This is a genomic window from Mesorhizobium delmotii (assembly GCF_900149755.1).
Classification (GTDB): Bacteria; Pseudomonadota; Alphaproteobacteria; order Rhizobiales; family Rhizobiaceae; genus Mesorhizobium; species Mesorhizobium delmotii.
On sequence record NZ_FUIG01000013.1, the window covers coordinates 200,598 to 220,471 of the forward strand.

Annotated in this window: 23 protein-coding genes; 19 read left to right on the plus strand and 4 right to left on the minus strand. The window is 63.2% G+C overall.

Features of this window, described 5'->3' with window-relative positions; translation table 11 throughout:
* Nucleotides 1-8 precede the first annotated feature (8 nt).
* Together BQ8482_RS02370 and BQ8482_RS02375 are read left to right on the plus strand one after the other, a co-directional pair.
* Nucleotides 9-266, plus strand: coding sequence for a DUF1272 domain-containing protein (locus tag BQ8482_RS02370; protein ID WP_123146111.1), 258 nt, complete (start codon nucleotides 9-11; stop codon nucleotides 264-266).
* Nucleotides 267-386: 120 nt separating this feature from the next.
* Nucleotides 387-692, plus strand: coding sequence for an urease subunit beta (locus tag BQ8482_RS02375; RefSeq protein WP_123147320.1), 306 nt, complete (start codon nucleotides 387-389; stop codon nucleotides 690-692).
* 26 nt (nucleotides 693-718) lie between these two features.
* Here the strand turns inward: BQ8482_RS02375 and BQ8482_RS02380 are convergent, their stop codons facing one another.
* Both BQ8482_RS02380 and BQ8482_RS02385 read right to left on the minus strand, forming a co-directional pair.
* On the minus strand, nucleotides 719-1,213 hold the full coding sequence (locus tag BQ8482_RS02380) for a hypothetical protein (protein ID WP_123146112.1): 495 nt from the start codon (nucleotides 1,211-1,213) through the stop codon (nucleotides 719-721).
* A gap of 126 nt (nucleotides 1,214-1,339) precedes the next feature.
* On the minus strand, nucleotides 1,340-1,732 hold the full coding sequence (locus BQ8482_RS02385) for a hypothetical protein (protein WP_123146113.1): 393 nt from the start codon (nucleotides 1,730-1,732) through the stop codon (nucleotides 1,340-1,342).
* Between the two features lie 178 nt (nucleotides 1,733-1,910).
* Here BQ8482_RS02385 and ureC point away from each other — a divergent pair, with 178 nt between their 5' ends.
* The 7 genes from ureC to BQ8482_RS02420 all read left to right on the plus strand — a co-directional run bounded on the left by ureC (nucleotide 1,911) and on the right by BQ8482_RS02420 (nucleotide 7,486).
* A complete protein-coding gene (gene ureC, locus BQ8482_RS02390; protein ID WP_123146114.1) occupies nucleotides 1,911-3,623 on the plus strand; it encodes an urease subunit alpha in 1,713 nt (570 codons plus the stop codon).
* A 45-nt stretch (nucleotides 3,624-3,668) separates the two neighbouring features.
* On the plus strand, nucleotides 3,669-4,262 hold the full coding sequence (locus BQ8482_RS02395) for a hypothetical protein (protein ID WP_123146115.1): 594 nt from the start codon (nucleotides 3,669-3,671) through the stop codon (nucleotides 4,260-4,262).
* A gap of 56 nt (nucleotides 4,263-4,318) precedes the next feature.
* Nucleotides 4,319-4,894 carry an urease accessory protein UreE gene (locus BQ8482_RS02400; RefSeq protein ID WP_123146116.1) on the plus strand — a complete coding sequence of 192 codons (576 nt, stop codon included), beginning with the start codon at nucleotides 4,319-4,321 and terminating at the stop codon, nucleotides 4,892-4,894.
* Nucleotides 4,887-5,558 (plus strand): urease accessory protein UreF, encoded by a 672-nt coding sequence (locus BQ8482_RS02405; protein ID WP_123146117.1) that lies wholly within the window; start codon nucleotides 4,887-4,889, stop codon nucleotides 5,556-5,558. The genes BQ8482_RS02400 and BQ8482_RS02405 overlap by 8 nt, the downstream gene beginning before the upstream one ends.
* The gene (locus BQ8482_RS02410; RefSeq protein ID WP_123146118.1) at nucleotides 5,555-5,995 is read left to right on the plus strand and encodes a DUF3995 domain-containing protein; all 441 of its coding nucleotides are present in this window, start codon (nucleotides 5,555-5,557) and stop codon (nucleotides 5,993-5,995) included. Before BQ8482_RS02405 ends, BQ8482_RS02410 begins: the two co-directional genes overlap by 4 nt.
* Nucleotides 5,992-6,633 (plus strand): urease accessory protein UreG, encoded by a 642-nt coding sequence (gene ureG / locus BQ8482_RS02415; protein WP_123146119.1) that lies wholly within the window; start codon nucleotides 5,992-5,994, stop codon nucleotides 6,631-6,633. The genes BQ8482_RS02410 and ureG overlap by 4 nt, the downstream gene beginning before the upstream one ends.
* Nucleotides 6,634-6,718: 85 nt before the next feature.
* Nucleotides 6,719-7,486, plus strand: coding sequence for a class II aldolase and adducin N-terminal domain-containing protein (locus tag BQ8482_RS02420; RefSeq protein WP_123146120.1), 768 nt, complete (start codon nucleotides 6,719-6,721; stop codon nucleotides 7,484-7,486).
* A gap of 147 nt (nucleotides 7,487-7,633) precedes the next feature.
* Here BQ8482_RS02420 and BQ8482_RS02425 read toward each other — a convergent pair whose 3' ends face one another.
* Nucleotides 7,634-8,266, minus strand: coding sequence for an HAD family hydrolase (locus tag BQ8482_RS02425; protein ID WP_123146121.1), 633 nt, complete (start codon nucleotides 8,264-8,266; stop codon nucleotides 7,634-7,636).
* 261 nt (nucleotides 8,267-8,527) lie between these two features.
* Between BQ8482_RS02425 and BQ8482_RS02430 the strand changes: the two genes are divergently transcribed.
* Nucleotides 8,528-9,484, plus strand: coding sequence for a sugar-binding transcriptional regulator (locus tag BQ8482_RS02430; RefSeq protein ID WP_123146122.1), 957 nt, complete (start codon nucleotides 8,528-8,530; stop codon nucleotides 9,482-9,484).
* A 21-nt stretch (nucleotides 9,485-9,505) separates the two neighbouring features.
* Here BQ8482_RS02430 and BQ8482_RS02435 read toward each other — a convergent pair whose 3' ends face one another.
* Entirely contained in the window at nucleotides 9,506-9,691 is a 186-nt protein-coding gene (locus BQ8482_RS02435; RefSeq protein WP_123146123.1) for a hypothetical protein, read from the minus strand.
* A 214-nt stretch (nucleotides 9,692-9,905) separates the two neighbouring features.
* On the opposite strand from BQ8482_RS02435, the gene gcvA reads away from it, so the two are divergent.
* The 9 genes from gcvA to BQ8482_RS02480 all read left to right on the plus strand — a co-directional run bounded on the left by gcvA (nucleotide 9,906) and on the right by BQ8482_RS02480 (nucleotide 19,860).
* Nucleotides 9,906-10,814, plus strand: a complete 909-nt coding sequence (gcvA, locus tag BQ8482_RS02440; RefSeq protein ID WP_123146124.1) for a transcriptional regulator GcvA — start codon at nucleotides 9,906-9,908, stop codon at nucleotides 10,812-10,814.
* Nucleotides 10,815-11,040: 226 nt separating this feature from the next.
* Nucleotides 11,041-12,351 carry an ABC transporter substrate-binding protein gene (locus tag BQ8482_RS02445; protein ID WP_123146125.1) on the plus strand — a complete coding sequence of 437 codons (1,311 nt, stop codon included), beginning with the start codon at nucleotides 11,041-11,043 and terminating at the stop codon, nucleotides 12,349-12,351.
* Nucleotides 12,352-12,470: 119 nt separating this feature from the next.
* A complete protein-coding gene (locus BQ8482_RS02450) occupies nucleotides 12,471-13,343 on the plus strand; it encodes a carbohydrate ABC transporter permease (protein ID WP_123146126.1) in 873 nt (290 codons plus the stop codon).
* 11 nt (nucleotides 13,344-13,354) lie between these two features.
* A complete protein-coding gene (locus tag BQ8482_RS02455) occupies nucleotides 13,355-14,179 on the plus strand; it encodes a carbohydrate ABC transporter permease (protein ID WP_123146127.1) in 825 nt (274 codons plus the stop codon).
* Nucleotides 14,180-14,228: 49 nt separating this feature from the next.
* A complete protein-coding gene (locus BQ8482_RS02460) occupies nucleotides 14,229-15,233 on the plus strand; it encodes an ABC transporter ATP-binding protein (protein WP_123146128.1) in 1,005 nt (334 codons plus the stop codon).
* Nucleotides 15,230-16,000: an L-iditol 2-dehydrogenase gene (locus BQ8482_RS02465; protein WP_123146129.1), complete on the plus strand. Its 771-nt coding sequence runs from the start codon at nucleotides 15,230-15,232 to the stop codon at nucleotides 15,998-16,000. The genes BQ8482_RS02460 and BQ8482_RS02465 overlap by 4 nt, the downstream gene beginning before the upstream one ends.
* A 71-nt stretch (nucleotides 16,001-16,071) precedes the next feature.
* A complete protein-coding gene (locus BQ8482_RS02470) occupies nucleotides 16,072-17,550 on the plus strand; it encodes a mannitol dehydrogenase family protein (protein WP_123146130.1) in 1,479 nt (492 codons plus the stop codon).
* A gap of 43 nt (nucleotides 17,551-17,593) precedes the next feature.
* Nucleotides 17,594-18,277: an HAD-IA family hydrolase gene (locus tag BQ8482_RS02475; protein ID WP_123146131.1), complete on the plus strand. Its 684-nt coding sequence runs from the start codon at nucleotides 17,594-17,596 to the stop codon at nucleotides 18,275-18,277.
* Entirely contained in the window at nucleotides 18,274-19,860 is a 1,587-nt protein-coding gene (locus tag BQ8482_RS02480) for an FGGY-family carbohydrate kinase (RefSeq protein ID WP_123146132.1), read from the plus strand. Before BQ8482_RS02475 ends, BQ8482_RS02480 begins: the two co-directional genes overlap by 4 nt.
* Nucleotides 19,861-19,874 lie beyond the last annotated feature (14 nt).

Sequence of the window (19,874 nt, forward strand, 5' to 3'; positions counted from 1 at the left end):
AGAGGAAAATGCTTGAACTGCGCCCCAACTGCGAATGCTGCGACAAGGACCTGCCGCCTGAGACGATGGATGCGCTGATCTGCACCTTCGAGTGTACCTTCTGCGCCGATTGCGCGGCAAACGTGCTGGGCGGCGTCTGCCCGAATTGCAGCGGCAATTTTTCAGCGCGCCCGATCCGCCCGGCAGCGATGCTGAACAAACATCCCGCCTCGACAAAGCGTGTCCTCAAGGCCGAAGGCTGCGGTCCGGCCCGCAAGGCCGCGTGACGGCACGATCCTGATAACGGAAGGCATTTCGATGGTCCCCGCAACGATCAAACGCACGTCGCTCTCGGCGATCCTGCTTCTCGCCGCCGGCCTCGTCTTCGGCGTCTTGTGAGGCTGGCGATGATCCCGGGCGAAATCATCACGGCAGGCGGCGAAATCGAACTCAACAAGGGCCAGCCGACCGTCACCATGAAAGTGGCCAACAGCGGCGACCGGCCGGTCCAGGTCGGCAGCCACTACCACTTCTTCGAGACCAATGAGGGGCTGAAATTCGATCGCGACATGGCGCGGGGCATGCGCCTCGACATCGCTGCCGGCACGGCGATGCGCTTCGAGCCCGGCCAGGAGCGCGACGTCACCTTGGTGCCGCTCGGCGGCAAGCGCGAGGTCTACGGGTTCCAGCAGAAGATCATGGGCGCGCTGTGAGATCCAAGGCGTCGAGCAATTTCGGCTCAGCTGGGCGGCTTGGCCGCCGCGTAGATGACGACCTTTCCAGGATCGTCGAATTCCACGGCGAGAACGTCTTCGGTCTGCACGCGTCGAGAGTCGATGGCGTTGAACAGCAATGCGTTTGCCTCGATCTCCTGGCGCAGTTCCGCAATCTCGTCCTGATGCTGTTCGACCTTGCTTTCTATCGCCGGCGGCAGACCGCCTTCCGTGCGCGCGGCGTCGGTAAGGAACACGATATCGACTTTGTCGAGCTTGGATGTCTTGCGCACGGTGCCGATGTTTTCACGCGTCCGGTCGATCGCCGTGGCGACTTTGCCGGCTTCCACAGCGGTGTTGGTCTCTTCCTGGCCGACCTCCGAGCCGATGATCTTGTTCTGGGTCTCAGGGCCTTCAAGGCCCTGCGCATTCAGCGCCGTCTGGGGAGCGCTCGCCGCGAGAAACGCAGTTGCGGCAATCATATGCAGCCATCTGGTGTCGGGGAAGGTGGTAATCGCCATCGCTCGCTCTCAGAGCCTCTTTCGAGACTCGTTTCTAGGCTAAAAAGTCGAAACGTATTCCGCCATGCGAAGGTTCCCTCCCGGATGCGGCAGGCCGACCTTGTGCCGGCCCGCCACAGCGTATCGTCAGCTCGCTTTCTTGGTGATCAAGGTCAGCGAGCCATTGGCATCCATGCTGGCGGCGATCACTTGCGCCGAGGTGAGTCCTTTGGCTTCGAGCGCGGATTTGACCTGGGGCGTCGCGTCGATCGAGCTGCGCAATTTCTGCAGCCCGTCCTCGCCGCGCTTGGCGATCACTTCGTTGACCTTCGTCTTCGTTTCCTCCGGCAGTTCCTCGATGTCGACGACGTTGACGGTCTGAATCGCCGGCACTTCCGGCTGAGCCGGCTGAGCGCCGGGCGCCGCGGGAGCGGGCGAAGCCGGCGGCTCGCCGGGTTGCGGCGCCGGCTGTTGCTGGGCGCTGGCAGCGGTCGCGAGCAGGAGGGTGGCGGCGGCCGCGAGACTTATCATTTTGCGCATGGATCTTCCTTTCCATCGATTGGCGAACGGTCGTTTTGGGGTGACCCGGCCACCTCAAACGTTAAATGGGATCGGAAGGTGTCGCTCAGCGGGTCATTGCGTGACCATAGGATGGCGACAATGTGGGGCCGGGCTTCGACCGGCTGTGTTTTGGGCCGTATTTCGGGAGCAATTGCTGATGGCTAGAATCACCCGCGCCGCCTATGCCCAGATGTACGGCCCGACCGTCGGCGACAAGGTGCGGCTTGCCGACACCGAACTGTTCATCGAGGTCGAAAAGGATTTCACTCTTCATGGCGAAGAGGTGAAATTCGGCGGCGGCAAGGTCATCCGCGACGGCATGGGCCAGAGCCAGGTATCCCGCGCCCAAGGCGCGGTCGACACCGTCATCACCAATGCGCTCGTCGTCGATGCATCAGACGGCATCTTCAAGGCCGATATCGGCCTCAAGGACGGACGCATCGCCGCGATCGGCAAGGCCGGCAATCCGGACATGCAAAATGGCGTCACCATCATCATCGGTCCCGGCACCGAGATCATCGCCGGCGAAGGCAAGATCCTCACTGCCGGCGGCTTCGACGCGCATATCCATTTCATCTGCCCGCAGCAGATCGAGGAGGCGCTGATGTCAGGCATCACCACCATGCTCGGCGGCGGCACCGGACCGGCGCATGGCACGCTGGCGACGACCTGCACGCCTGGGCCGTGGCATCTGGCGCGCATGATCCAGTCTTTCGACGCCTTCCCGATGAACATCGGCCTGTCGGGCAAGGGCAACGCGTCGTTGCCGGCCGCGCTTGAAGAAATGGTGCTGGGCGGTGCCTGCTCGCTTAAGTTGCACGAGGATTGGGGCACGACACCGGCGGCAATCGACTGCTGCCTGTCGGTCGCCGACAACTATGACGTGCAGGTGATGATCCACACCGACACGCTGAACGAGTCCGGCTTTGTCGAGAACACGGTGGCGGCGATCAAGGGCCGCACCATCCACGCCTTCCACACCGAAGGCGCCGGCGGCGGCCATGCGCCTGACATCATCAAGGTTTGCGGCCTGCCCAACGTCATCCCGTCCTCGACCAATCCGACCCGGCCCTACACCGTCAACACGCTGGCCGAGCATCTCGACATGCTGATGGTCTGCCATCATCTGTCGCCGTCGATCCCCGAAGACATCGCCTTTGCCGAAAGCCGCATCCGCAAGGAGACCATCGCCGCCGAAGACATTTTGCACGACATTGGCGCCTTCTCGATCATCTCGTCCGACAGCCAGGCGATGGGCCGCGTCGGCGAAGTGGCGATCCGCACCTGGCAGACCGCCGACAAGATGAAGCGCCAGCGCGGTTCGCTGCCGCAGGAGACCGGCGACAACGACAATTTCCGCGTCCGCCGCTACATCGCCAAATACACGATCAACCCGGCCATCGCGCATGGCCTGTCGAACGAAATCGGCTCGGTGGCGGTCGGCAAGCGCGCCGATCTCGTCCTGTGGAACCCGGCCTTCTTCGGCGTAAAGCCCGAAATGGTGCTGATCGGCGGCATGATCGCCGCCGCCCCGATGGGCGATCCCAACGCCTCGATCCCGACACCGCAGCCGATGCACTACCGGCCGATGTTCGGCGCCTATGGCAAGGCGATGACCAACTCGTCGGTGACTTTTGTCTCGAAAGCCGCGCTCGATGCCGGCCTGCGCGGCCGGCTCTCCGTCGACAAGCAGATGGTCGCCGTCGACAACACCCGCGGCGGCATCGGCAAGCATTCGATGGTGCTCAACGACGCCACCCCGCATGTCGAGGTCGACCCCGAAACCTACGAAGTCCGCGCCGACGGCGAATTGCTCACCTGCGAACCGGCCACGGTGCTGCCGATGGCGCAGAGGTATTTTTTGTTCTGATCCATCGGCGCTGTAGCTGACGCAGAACATGCCGCGCCGGGCCTAATGAACCAGCAACTCCCTTACGCCCACGACATCTTCCCGCACATCCGCATCGTCATGGGCATGGTGATCGGCCTTGGCGTCACGCGGCTGCTGTCGGGGCTGGCCCGCATCGTCCAGCATCCGGGCCAATACCGGCTCTATCCGGTGCATCTTGCCTGGGTTGTGTCGGTGCTCTTGATGCTGGTGCATTTCTGGTGGTGGGAGTTCGGCCTGTTCCAGATCGAGACCTGGACCTTCGGCAAGTACCTGTTCATCATCTTCTACGCCGTCACGCTGTTCCTGCTCTGCGCGCTGCTGTTTCCGGACTCGATGCTGGACTACACCAGCTACGAGGATTTTTTCTATTCACGCCGCGCCTGGTTTTTCGGTCTGCTGGCGGCGACCTATCTGCTCGACGTGATCGATACGCTGCTGAAGGGGCCCGAGCATTTCGCCCGCTTCGGTGTTGAATATTTGTTCCGTACCCCGGTGTTCGTCGCATTATGCGTCATCGCGATGCTTGTCCGCGATCGCCGCTTCCACATCGCCTTTGTCGCCGCCGCCCTCATCTACCAGATATCGTTTATCCTGCGGCTCTTCGACACGATCGTTTGAGTACCATTGGGGCGTCGGCCGCGATAGGCTACGCTTGTTGGGAGAGGCAGACTTACATGAAGCTCGACATCCGCACCGATTTCACCAAATTCCCGCGTGCCGTCTCAGTGCTCGCCGCCGGCGAAGCGGGAGCGGTCACGCCATATGACCGTGCCGTGCTTGCCCATGACGAGCGGCATCTGCGCCGCCGCGCCATCGAAACGGCCCGTAGCGACAAGGTGCTGGTCGACCTGCCCGAGCCGGTTTCCTTGAACGATGGCGACCGGCTGGTGCTGGAGGATGGCCGCCACATCGAGATCATTGCGGCCGAGGAACCGCTCTACGATATCCGTGCCAGCGGCCCTGTCCATCTGGCCGAGCTTGCCTGGCATATCGGCAACCGCCACCTGGCTGCCGCCATCGAGGCTAACCGCATCCTCATCCTGCGCGATCATGTCATCAAGGCGATGCTTGAAGGGCTGGCTGCGACCGTGAGCGACGTTTCCGAGCCGTTCAAGCCGGTGCGCGGCGCCTATTCCGGGCACAGTCACGGTCATGCTCATGCCGAAGCGCATGCACACAGCCACGCCGAAGCGCATTCCCATACCCATAGCGAATCGCATTCCCACAGCCACTCGCACGACCATGACTGACCAGCCTTCCAACATCGCTTTGTTGCGGCTGATGGCGTGGCTGTCGCCTGCCTTCCCGGTCGGCGGTTTTTCCTACAGCCATGGTCTCGAACAAGCCGTGCATGCCGGGCTGGTCGCCGACAGCGAAAGCCTCGCCGCATGGCTGGAGACGCTGGTCGAGATGGGCTCGGGCTGGAACGATGCCGTGCTGTTTGCCGAAAGCTGGCGGCGCGCCCGCCAGGCCGGCGATCTCGCCGAAATCGCCGCACTCGCCGAGGCTTTGGCCGGCTCGCGCGAGCGCCATGCCGAGACCATGCTGCAGGGCGCCGCCTTCCTGAAGGCGGCATCGGCATGGCCGTGTCAGGTGCTGGACGGTCTGCCGGCCGAGTGCGCCTATTGCGTCGCCGTCGGCGCCGTTTCTGGCGGCAACGCCATTGCCCTGCAGGATGCGCTGTCGGCCTTCCTGCAGGCCTTCTTCTCCAACCTCGTCCAGGCCGCGATCCGGCTCGGCGTCGTCGGCCAGACTGGCGCCACCGCGCTGCTCGCCGGCTTCGAACCGCTGGCGCTCGGCGTCGCCGCCCGTGCTGCCGGCTCGACGCTGGATGATCTCGGCGGCTGCGCGTTCGTCTCGGATGTCATGGCGATGAAGCACGAGACGCAATATTCCAGGCTGTTCCGCTCATGATCATTCTCGCCTTCGCGCTCTCGTTCGTTCTGCTGCTGATCACGACGCTACATGTCTATTGGGGTATTGGCGGGATCTGGCCGGGCAGGGACGCTGCCTCCTGCGCCCGCGCGGTGGTCGGCTTCCGTGGCGTCGACGAAATGCCGGCGCCCTTCGCCAGCTTCGCCGTCGCCGCGTGCCTCGGCCTGGCGACGCTGTGGCCGATGGCGCTCGAAGGCGTGTTTGCCACGCCCTTTCCCAAGGCCGGGCTTGCCGCCACAGCGCTGCTCATCGCACTGGTCTTCCTGGGGCGCGGCATTGCCGGTTTCACGCCCTGGTGGCGCCGGCTGGCGCCCGAACAGCCTTTCGCCCGGCTTGATGTCAGCTATTATTCGCCGCTCTGCCTATTGATCGGGCTCGGCTTCGCCTTCCTTGCCATCACGGAGTTCCCTAGATGACACAAGCCAACGGTCCTCTTCGCATCGGCATCGGCGGCCCTGTCGGCTCGGGCAAGACGACGCTCACCGAAAAGCTCTGCAAGGCGCTGCGCGACGAGTTCTCCATCGCCATCGTCACCAATGACATCTACACCAGGGAAGACGCCATGATGCTGGCCCGGCTTCAGGCGCTGCCCGAGGATCGCATCATCGGCGTCGAAACCGGCGGCTGCCCGCACACCGCCATCCGCGAGGACGCCTCGATCAATCTGCAGGCGATCGCCGAGATGACCAAGAAATTCCCGGATCTCGATATCGTCTTCATAGAATCGGGCGGCGACAATCTTGCCGCCACCTTTTCCTCCGACCTCGCCGACCTGACGCTCTACGTCATCTCGGTCTGCCAAGGCGAGGAAATCCCGCGCAAGGGTGGGCCGGCGATCACCCGGTCCGATTTCCTGGTCATCAACAAGAGCGATCTCGCCCCTTATGTGAACGTCAATCTCGACGTCATGGAGAGCGACGCCGCCCGCATGCGCGGCAAGCGGCCGTTCGGCTTCACCGATCTGTCGCGCGGCAAGGGTCTGCAGGAGGTGATCGATTTCATCGTCGAGCATGGCGGGCTAAGCGTCGACGCCGCCAGAAGCACTGCGGCGTGAGGCAAAGCGCTCGTCTGCACCAAACGAAACCGGTTGCGCACATCTGCGGCGCGCGGCATCCTCGCTTCTTTCACGGAGGTTTTCGATGAGCATCGCCCGCCTGCAGAAGGAAATGCTGACCAACCTGCCCTTCTACGAGGAGCGCGTCGATCTGGCTTGCGCCTTCCGCTGGACGGCGCGGCTCAACATGCATGAAGCCGTGGCCAATCATTTCTCGCTGGCCGTCAACGATGACGGCTCGCAATTCCTGATGAATCCCAACCAGGTGCATTTCTCGCGCATCAAGGCGAGTGACCTGCTGCTGATCGACGCCAACGACCCCGATACGCTCTCCGGCCCGAATGCACCTGACCCTACGGCATGGGGCCTGCATGGCGCCATCCATCGCAACGTGCGTCATGCGCGCTGCGTCATGCATGTGCACTCGATCCACGCCACGGTGCTCGCTTCGCTCGCCGACTCGACGCTGCCGCCGATCGACCAGAACTCGGCGATCTTCTTCAACCGCCACGTCGTCGACGGCCACTATGGCGGGCTCGCCTTCGAGGAAGAGGGCGAACGCTGCTCGCAACTGCTTGCCGATCCGAAGGTCAAGGTGATGGTCATGGGCAACCATGGCGTGCTGGTCATCGGCGACACCGTTGCCGACACCTTCAACCGCATGTTCTATTTCGAACGCGCCGCCGAGACCTACATCAAGGCGCTGTGGACCGGCCGACCGCTGCGGGTCCTGTCGGACGAAATCGCCGAGAAGGCAGCAACGGAGCAGGAAGATTATCCCGGCCAGGCCGAGCGGCACCTTTCCGAATTGAAGGCGATCCTCGACGAGCAGGAGCCGGTCTACCGGAACTGATGCCTGAGAGACTGTTTCGAAATTCGCTCTGGCGAGTCATATGGTGGTGGTTTCGAGAACCGGCGCGCAGCGGACATTTGGGTCCGTGAGCACCGGAAGCAGAAAACGCCATCAGATGGCCGCCGGAGTAGAGTTTCCAAACGGTCTCTAAAGTCCCAGTTCAGCCCGCAATTCATCGGCGCTGTTGATAATGAGCGCGCCGGGCGGCCCTTCCATAGGCGCCTCCGGCCAGAAGATCGTCCTCATCCCAGCCGCCAGCCCTGCCGTGGCGCCGGTCACACTGTCGTCGACGGCCACGGCATCGGCTGGATCGACACCGACCAGCCATGCGGCGCGCAGAAAAGGTTCGGCGTGCGGCTTGCCTTCGCGCACGTCGTTGCGGCTGATCGTCTTCATGCCGGGGTAGAAAAGACCGACCATGCGCAGATTGGCGTCGACGACCAGCCGGTCGGAATTGGACACCACCGCTTGCGCCACGCCAAGCGCGCGCAGCTCGTTATAGATCTCGATCGCGCCGGGGCGCGGCTTCAGCGTCTCGGCCATCGGCAGATAGTGGTCGTATTTGCGCACGATCCAGTCGTCGAAGGGCAGGTCGAGGCCGAACTCGTCGCGCAGCATTTCGTAGACCGGCCATGCGGCAATGCCGAGCACCCGCTCATGCAGGTTGGTTGGCGCCGCGATGCCGACGCTGTGCAGCGCCGCTATCAGCGCCGCCTCGTGCAACGGCTCGCTGTCGACCAGCGTGCCGTCCATGTCCCAGAAAACCGCTTTCGGCGTCATGCGAGGCTCCTTTGTCCGAATCCCTTAAAGGGTTTGCGTCGGGAGATAAACCGCTGCGCCTGCCTGCACCGACATTGCAGGACTTCAAAAATTGCCGGACTTCGAAAATTACTTGGCTACAATTATGCACTCGAAACAGCACAGGCACATCGAGCGCTTACCTAAGCAATTGCTCTGGCGATAGGCAATTGCGCACAAGCGCATTCCACCTTAAAAGTAAAGCGCCCCCGCCTCGATGCTCAGGGGCAGGGAGGCAGCAACTTGAATTCCCGGCAGGACAGCGGCAGCAACAGGCTGGACGACGCGGCGCGCGCCGGCTGGCTCTATTATGTCGCCGGCAACACGCAGGACCAGATCGCCTCGACGCTTGGCATCTCACGGCAGACGGCGCAGCGGCTGGTGTCGCTGGCGGTGTCGGAAGGGCTGATCAAGGTCCGTGTCGACCACCCGATCGCCAATTGCCTCGACCTCGCGGCCCGGCTGAAATCGCGCTTCGCGCTCGATCTGGTCGAAGTGGTGCCGAGCGATCCCGCTTCCTCCTCCACCATCGGCGTCGCCGTGGCGGCGGCTGCCGAGATCGAAAGACGGCTGCGGTCGCCGGTGCCGATCGTCATGGCGATCGGCACCGGCCGCACCCTGAAGGCGGCAATCGAGCAGCTGCCGCCGATGGAATGCCCGCAGCACAAGGTGGTGTCGCTGACCGGCAACATCTCGCCCGACGGTTCGGCCGCCTTCTACAACGTCATCTTCACCATGGCCGACAGGGTCAAGGCGCGGTCCTTCCCAATGCCGCTGCCGGTCATCGCCTCCTCGCCACAGGAGCGCGAGATGCTGCTCAGCCAGCCGATGATCCAACCGACGCTGGCGCTGGCGGCAGAGGCCGACGTCACCTTCGTCGGCATCGGCGATCTCGGCCCCAAGGCGCCGCTTTACGAGGACGGCTTCATTTCGGAGAGTGAATTGAAAGCACTGCAAAAGGCAGGCGGCGTCGCCGAGATCGTCGGCTGGGTGTTCGATCGCGAAGGCCGGATGATCGACGGCATCACCAATGACCGGGTGTCTTCCGCATCGTTGCCGTCGCGTGAAAAGTCGCTGGTGATCGCGCTCGCAATGGGCGAGCGGAAACTGCCGGGCATCCTTGCGGCTGTGAATCGGCGGCTGGTCAACGGCCTCATCACCGATGAGCGGACCGCCGCCGCCTTGCTGGTGGCCAGCTGATTAGGGATAAGTCCAGCAAGGCTATTTGCGCCGGCCACAAGGATCGTTGCCGTCGAGAAAACCCATGTCGCGCTGCAGATGCGGCGGCAATTCCCTGATGTCGAGATAAGCCCTTTTCCTGGCTCCGTGCCGTGCCAATCCCCGCGCCAGCCGCAAAAACCAGCCTTGGCCTGGCGTCAGAAATAGCTTTTCCTGTACAATGGTCATGATCGTCAGCCTTTGTTATGTCTGGCGCATGACCCCGAAAATCGATATCGATTTTCGGAAAGGATCATGCGCAAAATCAAAAGTGCTACAGCGTCCTTTGCGCGTCCAAAAGGACGCGCGGCGCTGTAGACGAGAGTGATCGTCGACCTCAAATATCGGCCGGCTCGGCCCTTGCTGCCAATCAAACGTCAATCACGGCCCATAAGGAGGACTTATGCCTGAACTCAAGTCACGGCAGGTCTCCCAACTCCCTCCGCTTCAGGCGATCCGGGTGTTCGAGGCGGTGGCGCGGCACCTTTCCTTCACCAAGGCCGCCGGCGAGCTTGGCATGACGCAGGCGGCGGCGAGCTATCAGATCAAGCTTTTAGAGGAGCGCGTCGGTGCGCCTTTGTTCCTGCGCCGGCCAAGGCAGATCGTGCTGACCGAGGCGGGACAACGCATGGCGCCTGCGGTCAGCGAGGCGTTCGCCCTGTTGGGTGGAGCCTATGCCGCGGCGCGCAGCGGCGCTGACGGAGTACTTTGTGTCTCGACGCTGCTGACCTTTGCCTCGAACTGGCTGGCGCAGCATCTCGGTTCGTTCCAGGTCGCGCATCCGTCGCTGGCGGTGCGTCTCGATACATCGAACCGCCTCGTCGATTTCGCCCGCGAGGACATCGACATCGCCATCCGTTCGGGCGGCGGAAACTGGCCGGGCGTGGAGGTGCACAAGCTTTTCAATGCGGACTTCACGCCGATGCTGAGCCCGAAACTCGCGGCGACCATCGGCGGGGTGAAGGAGCCGGCCGATCTGTTGCGCCTGCCGATCCTCGACCCTGGCGACATCTGGTGGCGGGACTGGTTTATCGCCGCCGGCCTGCCGGTCGAGGAACTGGCCAAGCGCCCCGGCTCCAGCATGGGGGCGCAGGCCTATGAGGCAAACGCCGCAATCGCCGGGCAGGGCGTGGCGATCGTGACGGCCGCTCTCTTCAAGGCCGAGCTTGCCGACGGTCGCCTGATCCAGCCTTTCGATCTGGTCGGCGACGACGGCCATGCCTATTGGCTGGTCTATCCCCAGGCGCGGCGCAACGTGCCGAAGATCCGCGCTTTTCGCGAATGGATCCTGGCCGAGATTGCCGGTCAATAGGTCAGCAATTTATCCAATCAAGTGTGTGCCGAAAAATCCGACATTTCGCGGGGTCGCGACCCATCCTAGCCGGCTTGAAATATCCCCGTAAGCTTCCTGAACCGGACGCCGCACGAGGCTGCGTGCTGCGCTGCAGCATCGAATCCGGCTTGACATAAATCACGCAAGGTGAGTAATTGCCCACATCCAAGGCAAATGCTCAGCTTGGTTTTATGGGAGGAATTTGATGAAACTGCGCACGCTCACCCTGGGTCTGTTGTCCGCCAGCGCATTTGCGTTCGCCGCGCAGGCCGAATCCATCACCATCGCCACGGTCAACAATGGCGATATGGTCCGCATGCAGACGCTGACCGACGACTTCACCGCCAAGAATCCCGACATCCAGCTCCAGTGGGTCACGCTCGAGGAGAACGTGCTGCGCGAGCGCGTCACCACCGACATCGCCACCAAGGGCGGCCAGTACGACGTGATGACCATCGGCACCTACGAGGTTCCGATCTGGGCCAAGCAGAGCTGGTTGCTGCCGCTCGACAAGCTCGGCGACGACTATGACGTCAAGGACATCATCCCGGCCATCGCCAACGGCCTCTCGGTCGACGGCAAGCTTTATGCGGCACCGTTCTACGGCGAAAGCTCCTTCGTCATGTACCGCAAGGACCTGATGGAGAAGGCCGGGCTGACCATGCCCGACGCGCCGACCTGGGACTTCATCAAGCAGGCCGCCGAGAAGATGACGGATCGCGCCAGCGGCGTGAACGGCGTCTGCTTGCGCGGCAAGGCCGGCTGGGGCGAGAACATGGCTTTCCTGACCGCCATGTCGAACTCCTTCGGCGCACGCTGGTTCGATGAGAACTGGAAGCCGCAATTCGACCAGCCCGAATGGAAGAACACGCTGCAGTTCTATGTCGACCTGATGAAGGCCAATGGCCCGGAGGGCGCATCTTCGAACGGCTTCAACGAAAACCTGGCGCTGTTCCAGCAGGGCAAGTGCGGCATGTGGATAGACGCCACCGTCGCTGCCTCCTTCGTCTCAGACCCGAAGAACTCCACGGTCGCCGATAAGGTCGGCTATGCGCTGGCGCCCGACAATGGCTTGGGCAAGCGCGGCAACTGGCTGTGGGCGTGGTCGCTGGCCATTCCCGCCGGCACGCAGAAGGCTGACGCCGCTCAGAAGTTCGTATCCTGGGCAACCAGCAAGGACTATCTCGAACTCGTCGCCTCGAAGGAAGGCTGGGCCAATGTTCCGCCCGGAACGCGCACCTCGCTCTACGCCAACCCCGAATACCAGAAGGCGGCGCCGTTCGCCAAGATGACGCTGGACTCGATCAACGCCGCCGATCCGACGCATCCGACCGTCAAGCCGGTGCCTTATGTCGGTGTCCAGTTCGTCGCCATCCCTGAGTTCCAGGGCCTTGGCACCACCGTCGGCCAGCTGTTTTCAGCGGCACTCGCCGGCCAGACCAGTGTCGACGACGCCTTGAAGCAGGCCCAGGACGCTGCCACCGCAACGATGACCGAGGGCGGTTATATCCAGTAGGCTCCTCCCGGTGCCGAACGCCGGTTGCCCATCATGGCCGGCAGGGGCCGCCCGAATCCCAGTTCGGGCGGCCACCTTCAAACTCTGAAAATTTGGCTGACCTTTGAAGGGTGACCGTCATGGCTACTCAGCAGACCCGTTCGCTTGCCCGCTTCATGATAGCGCCATCCGTGGTGCTGCTGTTCGTCTGGATGATCGTGCCGCTGGCATTCACCCTGTGGTTCTCCTTCCAGCAGTACAACCCGCTCAACCCGATCCGCGACGGGTTCGTCGGCTTCTCGAACTACGCGCTTTTTTATTCCAATCCGGCATTCCTGCAGTCGATCCTCAACACGCTTATCCTCGTGGCCAGCGTGCTTTTGATCACGGTGATCGGCGGCATCCTGCTGGCGCTGCTGATCGATCAGCCGATGTGGGGACAGGGCATCGTCCGCATTCTCGTGATCTCGCCGTTCTTCGTCATGCCGCCGGTGGCCGCGCTGGTCTGGAAGAACATGATCATGCATCCGCAATACGGCGTCTTTGCCGACATTGCGCGCTTCTTCGGCGGGCAGCCGATCGACTGGTTTGGCCAATATCCCATGCCGGCGATCATCATCATCGTCGCCTGGCAGTGGCTGCCGTTTGCGACACTGATCCTCTTGACGTCCCTGCAGTCGCTCGACGCCGAGCAGAAGGAAGCCGCCGAGATGGACGGGGCCGGCTTCATCAGCCGCTTCATCTATTTGACGCTGCCGCACATGTCGCGCGCCATCACCGTCGTCATCCTGATCCAGACGATCTTCCTTTTGTCGGTCTATGCCGAGATCCTCGTCACCACCAATGGCGGCCCGGGTTACGCCTCCACAAACCTGCCCTTCCTCGTCTACCAGAAGGCGTTGCTGGAGTTCAAAATCGGCCAGGCATCCGCCGGCGGTATCCTCGCCGTCATTCTCGCCAACATCGTCGCCTTCTTCGCCATGCGCGCGGTCGGCAAGAACCTGGACAAATAAGGGAGGAAACGATGGCACGTGCAGTCAGCACCCAGCACAAGACGATCGCGACCGCGGCCGCCTGGATCGTCGCACTGCTGATCTTCTTCCCGATCCTCTATACGATCATCACGTCGTTCAAGTCGGAGCAGGAGGCCATCCAGGGCTTCAACCTGTTTCCGTCGGGAACCATGGAGAGCTATACCGCGGTCGAGGCGCAGAGCGGGTACTTCAAGTTCTTCCTCAACTCGGTGTTCCTGGCGGTCGGCTCGACCATCCTTGCCTTGCTCGTCGCCATACCGGCGGCCTGGTCGATGGCGTTCTCGCCGGGCAAGTGGACCAAGGACATCCTGATGTGGATGCTTTCCACCAAGATGATGCCGGCGGTTGCCGTGCTGTTCCCGATCTACCTGATCTTCCGCGACACAGGATTGCTCGACAGCCGCATCGGCCTGATGATCATGCTGATGCTGATCAACCTGCCGATCGTGGTGTGGATGCTCTACACCTATTTTCGCGAAATCCCGGGCGAGATCCTGGAAGCGGCGCGCATGGATGGCGCATCGCTCTGGAACGAGATCGTCTATGTGCTGACGCCGATGGCGGTGCCGGGCATCGCCTCGACGATGCTGCTCAATATCATCCTGGCGTGGAACGAGGCGTTCTGGACGATCCGGCTGACCACTACCGAGGCCGCGCCGCTTACTGCCTTCATCAGTTCCTTCTCAAGCCCTCAAGGGTTGTTCTGGGCCAAGCTTTCCGCCGCCTCGACGCTGGCGATCGCGCCGATCCTGATCATGGGTTGGTTCAGCCAGAAGCAGCTGGTGCGCGGCCTGACCTTTGGCGCCGTGAAGTAACACCGCCGCAAGCGATGAACGACGGACAATAACCCTCGGGGAGGAAACCATGGGAAACATCACGCTCAAGCACGTCTCCAAGTCGTTCGGGTCGACGGTCATCATTCCGGGCATCGACCTGGTCATCGAGAACGGCGAGTTCGTCGTTTTCGTCGGCCCGTCGGGCTGCGGCAAGTCCACGCTGCTGCGGCTGATCGCCGGGCTGGAGGACACCACCGCCGGCACCATCAACATCGACGGCCGCGACGTCACCGGCGAGGCGCCGGCCAAGCGCAAGCTGGCCATGGTGTTCCAGTCCTATGCGCTCTACCCGCACATGACCGTGGCCAAGAACATCGCCTTCCCGCTGAAGATGGCGGGCGAGGACAAGGCGACCATCGACAGGAAGGTGAAGGATGCGGCGCGCATCCTGAACCTCACCAATTATCTCGATCGCCGCCCCGGCCAGCTCTCCGGCGGTCAGCGCCAGCGCGTCGCCATCGGCCGCGCCATCGTGCGGCAGCCATCGGCTTTCCTGTTCGACGAACCTCTGTCCAATCTCGACGCAGCACTGCGCGGCACCATGCGGCTGGAGATCAGCGAGCTGCATCATCAGCTCAAGACGACGATGATCTACGTCACCCACGACCAGGTCGAGGCGATGACCATGGCCGACAAGATCGTCGTGCTCAATGCCGGCAACATCGAACAGGTCGGCTCGCCGATGGAGCTCTACAAGACGCCGAAGAACCTGTTCGTCGCCGGCTTCATCGGTTCGCCCAGGATGAACCTGATCGAAGGCGCGCCGGCGGCCAAACATGGCGCCAAGACCGTCGGCATTCGCCCCGAACATATGAACATCTCGACGACTTCAGGCGAATGGAAAGCCACGGTCGGCGTCGCCGAGCATCTCGGCTCCGACACGTTTCTGCACGTTCAAGCCGACAGTGTCGGGCCGCTGACGGTGCGCGCCGACGGCGAACTGGCGGCCCATCACGGCGACACCATCTATCTGACGCCGGACAAGACCAAGCTGCACCGCTTCGGCGCCGACGGAAAGGCGATGATGCAATGAGGCTGAAGGGTAAATCGGCGCTGATCACCGGATCGGCGCGCGGCATCGGCAGGGCGTTCGCCGAAGCCTATGTCCGCGAGGGCGCCACGGTCGCCATCGGCGACATCAATCTCGAAGCCGCGGAAAAGACAGCTTCGGAGATCGGCGGCAACGCTTACGCCGTGAAACTGGACGTCACCGACCTCGCTTCGATCGAGGCGGCGGTCAAGGCGGTCGAGACAAGGACCGGCGGACTGGACATTCTGATCAACAACGCCGCTCTGTTCGACCTGGCGCCGATCGTCGAGATCACCAAGGCGAGTTACGACAGGCTGTTTTCCGTCAATGTCGCCGGCACGCTGTTTATGCTGCAGGCCGCCGCTCGCTCGATGATCGCGGCTGGCCAGGGCGGCAAGATCATCAACATGGCGAGCCAGGCCGGGCGCCGCGGCGAGGCGCTGGTTGCCGTCTATTGCGCCACCAAGGCCGCCGTCATCTCGCTCACCCAGTCGGCCGGGCTCGACCTGATCAAGCACCGCATCAACGTCAACGCCATCGCGCCGGGCGTCGTCGACGGCGAGCACTGGGACCATGTCGATGCCCTGTTCGCCAAGTACGAGAACCGGCCGAAGGGCGAGAAGAAGAGGCTGGTCGGCGAAGCGGTGCCCTATGGCCGCATGGGCACGGCGCAAGACCTCACCGGCATGGCGGTGTTCCTGGCCAGCGACGACGCCGAATACATCGTCGCCCAGACCTACAATGTCGATGGCGGCCAGTGGATGAGTTGAGGGGGCGAAGGCGCTCTTCTCCCCGTCTCCTCCACCGGGGGGAAGAGCCGTCCCGCTAAAGGGTAAAGCAGATGACCGTGAAACTCTCTTCTTCCATCCTCGCCAAGCTTCCGCCCAAGGTCGCCGGCCCGAAATACGATCGCGCGGCGCTCAAGGCCGGTATCGTCCATTTCGGGGTCGGCAACTTCCATCGCTCTCATCAGGCCGTCTATCTCGACGACCTGTTCAATGCGGGCGTCGGCCATGACTGGGCAATTGTCGGCGCCGGCGTCTTCGAGGGCGAGAAGGTCGGCCGCGGCAAGTTGCAGGAACAGGACTGGCTGACCACCGTGGTCGAGCAGGATTCTGGCCACATGAGCGCCCGCGTCACCGGGGTCATGATCGACTTCCTGATGCCGGGCGACGCGGCCGCAATCATAGAACGGCTTGCCGATCCGGCGATAAGGATCGTTTCGCTGACCATCACCGAGGGCGGCTACTTCATCGATCCGGCGTCCGGCGTGTTCAACCCGACCCATCCCGACATCGTCGCCGATGCGCAGCCGGGAGCAATGCCGAAGACCGTGTTCGGCATCATTCTTGCCGGGCTGATGCGCCGCCGCGATGACGGCATCGTGCCCTTCACAATCATGTCCTGCGACAACATCCCTCACAACGGCCATGTCACCGCCGATGGCGTCATCGGTCTCGCCCGTCTGATCGACGAGGATTTGGCGACCTGGGTGAGCGAGAAAGTCGCCTTTCCCGACGGCATGGTCGACCGCATCACGCCGGCCACCACCGACCGTGAACGCGGCATTCTCTCAAGCGAGTTCGGTCTCGACGACAATTGGCCAGTGTTCTGCGAGCCGTTCAGGCAATGGGTGCTGGAGGACCATTTCACCGACGGAAGGCCGCCGCTGGAAAAGGTCGGCGTACAGTTCGTCAGCGATGTTGCGCCCTACGAGCTGATGAAGATCCGCATCCTCAATGGCGGTCATGCGACCATCGCCTATCCCGCCGGGCTGATGGACATCCATTTCGTCCACGAGGCGATGCAGGAACCGCTGGTGCGCGGCTTTCTCGACAGACTGGAGCACGACGAGATCATCCCGACCGTGCCGCCGGTGCCGGACACCGTGCTGGAGGATTATTACCGGCTCATCGAGCACCGCTTTTCCAATCCGAAGATTGGCGACACCATCCGCAGGCTTTGCCTCGACGGCTCCAACCGGCAGCCGAAATTCATCATCCCGACCATCGCCGACCGGCTGAAGGCCGGCAAGGGCGTCGCCGGCCTGGCACTGGAATCGGCACTCTGGTGCCGCTACTGCTTCGGCACGACCGATAGCGGCGCCGTCATCGAACCCAACGATCCGAGCTGGGACCGGCTGCAGACGACAGCCAGGGCGGCAAAGGATGCGCCTGCCGCCTGGCTGGCCATGGAAGACATCTATGGCGATGTCGGACGCTCGGCGCCGTTTGTCGAGGCCTTTGCCAATGCGCTCAAGGCGCTCTGGGCCGATGGCGCGCGTACGACGCTGACGCGCTATCTCGCCGGCAATCTCTAGATCGGCTCAATGCCCGTGAAACCCTTCCGATGAAGGCCCTGCAATGACGCCTGACCTGGTCATTTTCGACTGCGACGGCGTGCTGGTCGACAGCGAGGGGCTGTCCGTTTCGGCATTGCTCGGCATGATCACGCTCGCCGGCGGCAGTGTCAGCGAGGATGCCGCCTATGAGCATTTCCTCGGCAAGAGCATGAAAAGCGTTCGCGAAATCCTCGCCCGCGACTTCGGACTTGATATCACCGACCAGCACCTGAGCGCGATGCGCGTCGGGCTGATGCGCAAATTTCGCGACGAGTTGAAGCCTATCCCCGGCATCGGGCAGGTTCTGCCAAGGCTCGCCATGCCATGCTGCGTCGCCTCCTCTGGCACGCTGGACCGCATCCGCTATGCGCTCGACGTCACCGGGCTGCTCGGGCTGCTCGAGCCGCATCTGTTCAGCGCCGCCATGGTGGCGCGGGGCAAGCCGGCGCCGGACCTTTTTCTCCACGCAGCCGCCAGCATGGGAGCGATCCCGCAAAATTGTCTCGTCGTCGAGGACAGCCCCGTCGGCGTCGCGGCGGCACGGGCGGCGGGCATGCGCGTCCTTGCCTTCACCGGCGGTTCGCACGCCGGCAACCCGGCACTGAAAGCGCGGCTTGCGTCGAGTGAACCGGACTCTATATTCGCTGACATGCTGCAACTGCCCGATCTGATTGCAGGCCTGGGAGCGAGAGTAAGAACATCTTGACGAACAGTTTCGTTTGTGCGGTCGATGTCGGCACCGGGAGCGCCCGTGCGGGCATTCTCGACACCGGAGGCACCTTGCTCGGCCGCGCCGAGCACCCGATCGTCATGAACCGGCCGAAGGCCGAGCACGCCGAACACGATTCGCAGGATATCTGGTCGGCGGTCTGCATTGCGGTGCGCGCCGCCCGCGAAAAAGCCGGCGTGGCAGCGGAGGATATCGTCGGCATCTCCTTCGACGCCACCTGCTCGCTGGTGGTGCGCGGCAAGGATGGTGGCCAGCTCAGCGTCTCGGTGTCAGGCGAAAGGCGCTGGGATACCATCGTCTGGCTCGATCACCGCGCCATTGCCGAGGCCGATGAATGCACCGAAAGCGGCCATGCCGTGCTCGACTATATTGGCGGCGTCATGTCGCCGGAAATGGAGACGCCGAAGCTGATGTGGCTGAAGCGCAACCTGCCCGGAACATGGAACGAAGCCGGCTATCTATTCGACCTCACCGACTTTCTCAGTTGGAAGGCGACCGGTTCGCTCGCCCGCTCGCAATGTACGCTGACCGCCAAATGGACCTATCTGGCGCATGAAGAGACCGGCTGGCGGCACGACTTCTTCCAAGCCGTCGGGCTCGGCGATCTTTTCGAGCATGGCAATCTGCCTGACAAGGCCAGCCCGGTCGGCGCCGATATCGGCCGGCTGGGCGCGGAAGCTGCGGCTGAGCTTGGCCTGACCGAAAAATGCCGGGTTGGCGCCGGCGTCATCGACGCCTATGCCGGTGCGCTCGGCGTGCTCGGCGGCTTTGCCGGCGACGAAACCAACATCGGCCGGCATCTGGCGCTGATCGCCGGCACCTCGAGCTGCGTCATGGCGATGTCACCCGACCCGCAACCCTTTGCCGGCGTCTGGGGCCCGTATTATGGCGCTGCCCTTCCCCGGCTTTGGCTGTCGGAAGGCGGCCAATCGGCCACCGGCGCGCTGCTCGACCATATCATCCGCTGGCACGGCGCCGGCGGTGAGCCGGACGCAGCCATGCACGCCAGGATCGCCCGGCGCGTTGCCGAGTTGCGCGCCGTCGAGGGCGAGAACCTTGCGGCAAGGCTGCATGTGCTGCCGGATTTCCACGGCAACCGCTCGCCGCTCGCCGACCCGCATGCCGTCGGCGTCGTCAGCGGACTGACGCTGGAGTCCTCCTTCGACAGCCTGTGCAAGCTCTATTGGCGCACCGCCGTAAGCATCGCGCTCGGCGTGCGCCATGTGCTGGAAGCGCTGAACGAGAACGGCTATCTGATCGACACGCTGCATGTCACCGGCGGTCACACCAAGAACCCGCTGCTGATGGAGCTTTATGCCGACGCCACCGGCTGCACGGTGGTCGAGCCGCTGGCCGATGAGGCGGTGCTGCTCGGCACCGGCATGATCGCCGCCACCGCCGCCGGGCTTTTTCCCGATTTGAACGCCGCTTGCGTCGCCATGCAGCAAGGCGGCAAGACGCGAGAGCCCAATTCGGCGGCCGCCGGCCGGTTCGACCGCGACTACCGCGTGTTTTTGGAGATGCATCGGCAGAGGCAGGCCCTGGACGAAATCAGATAGGCTCGAACAAGCCT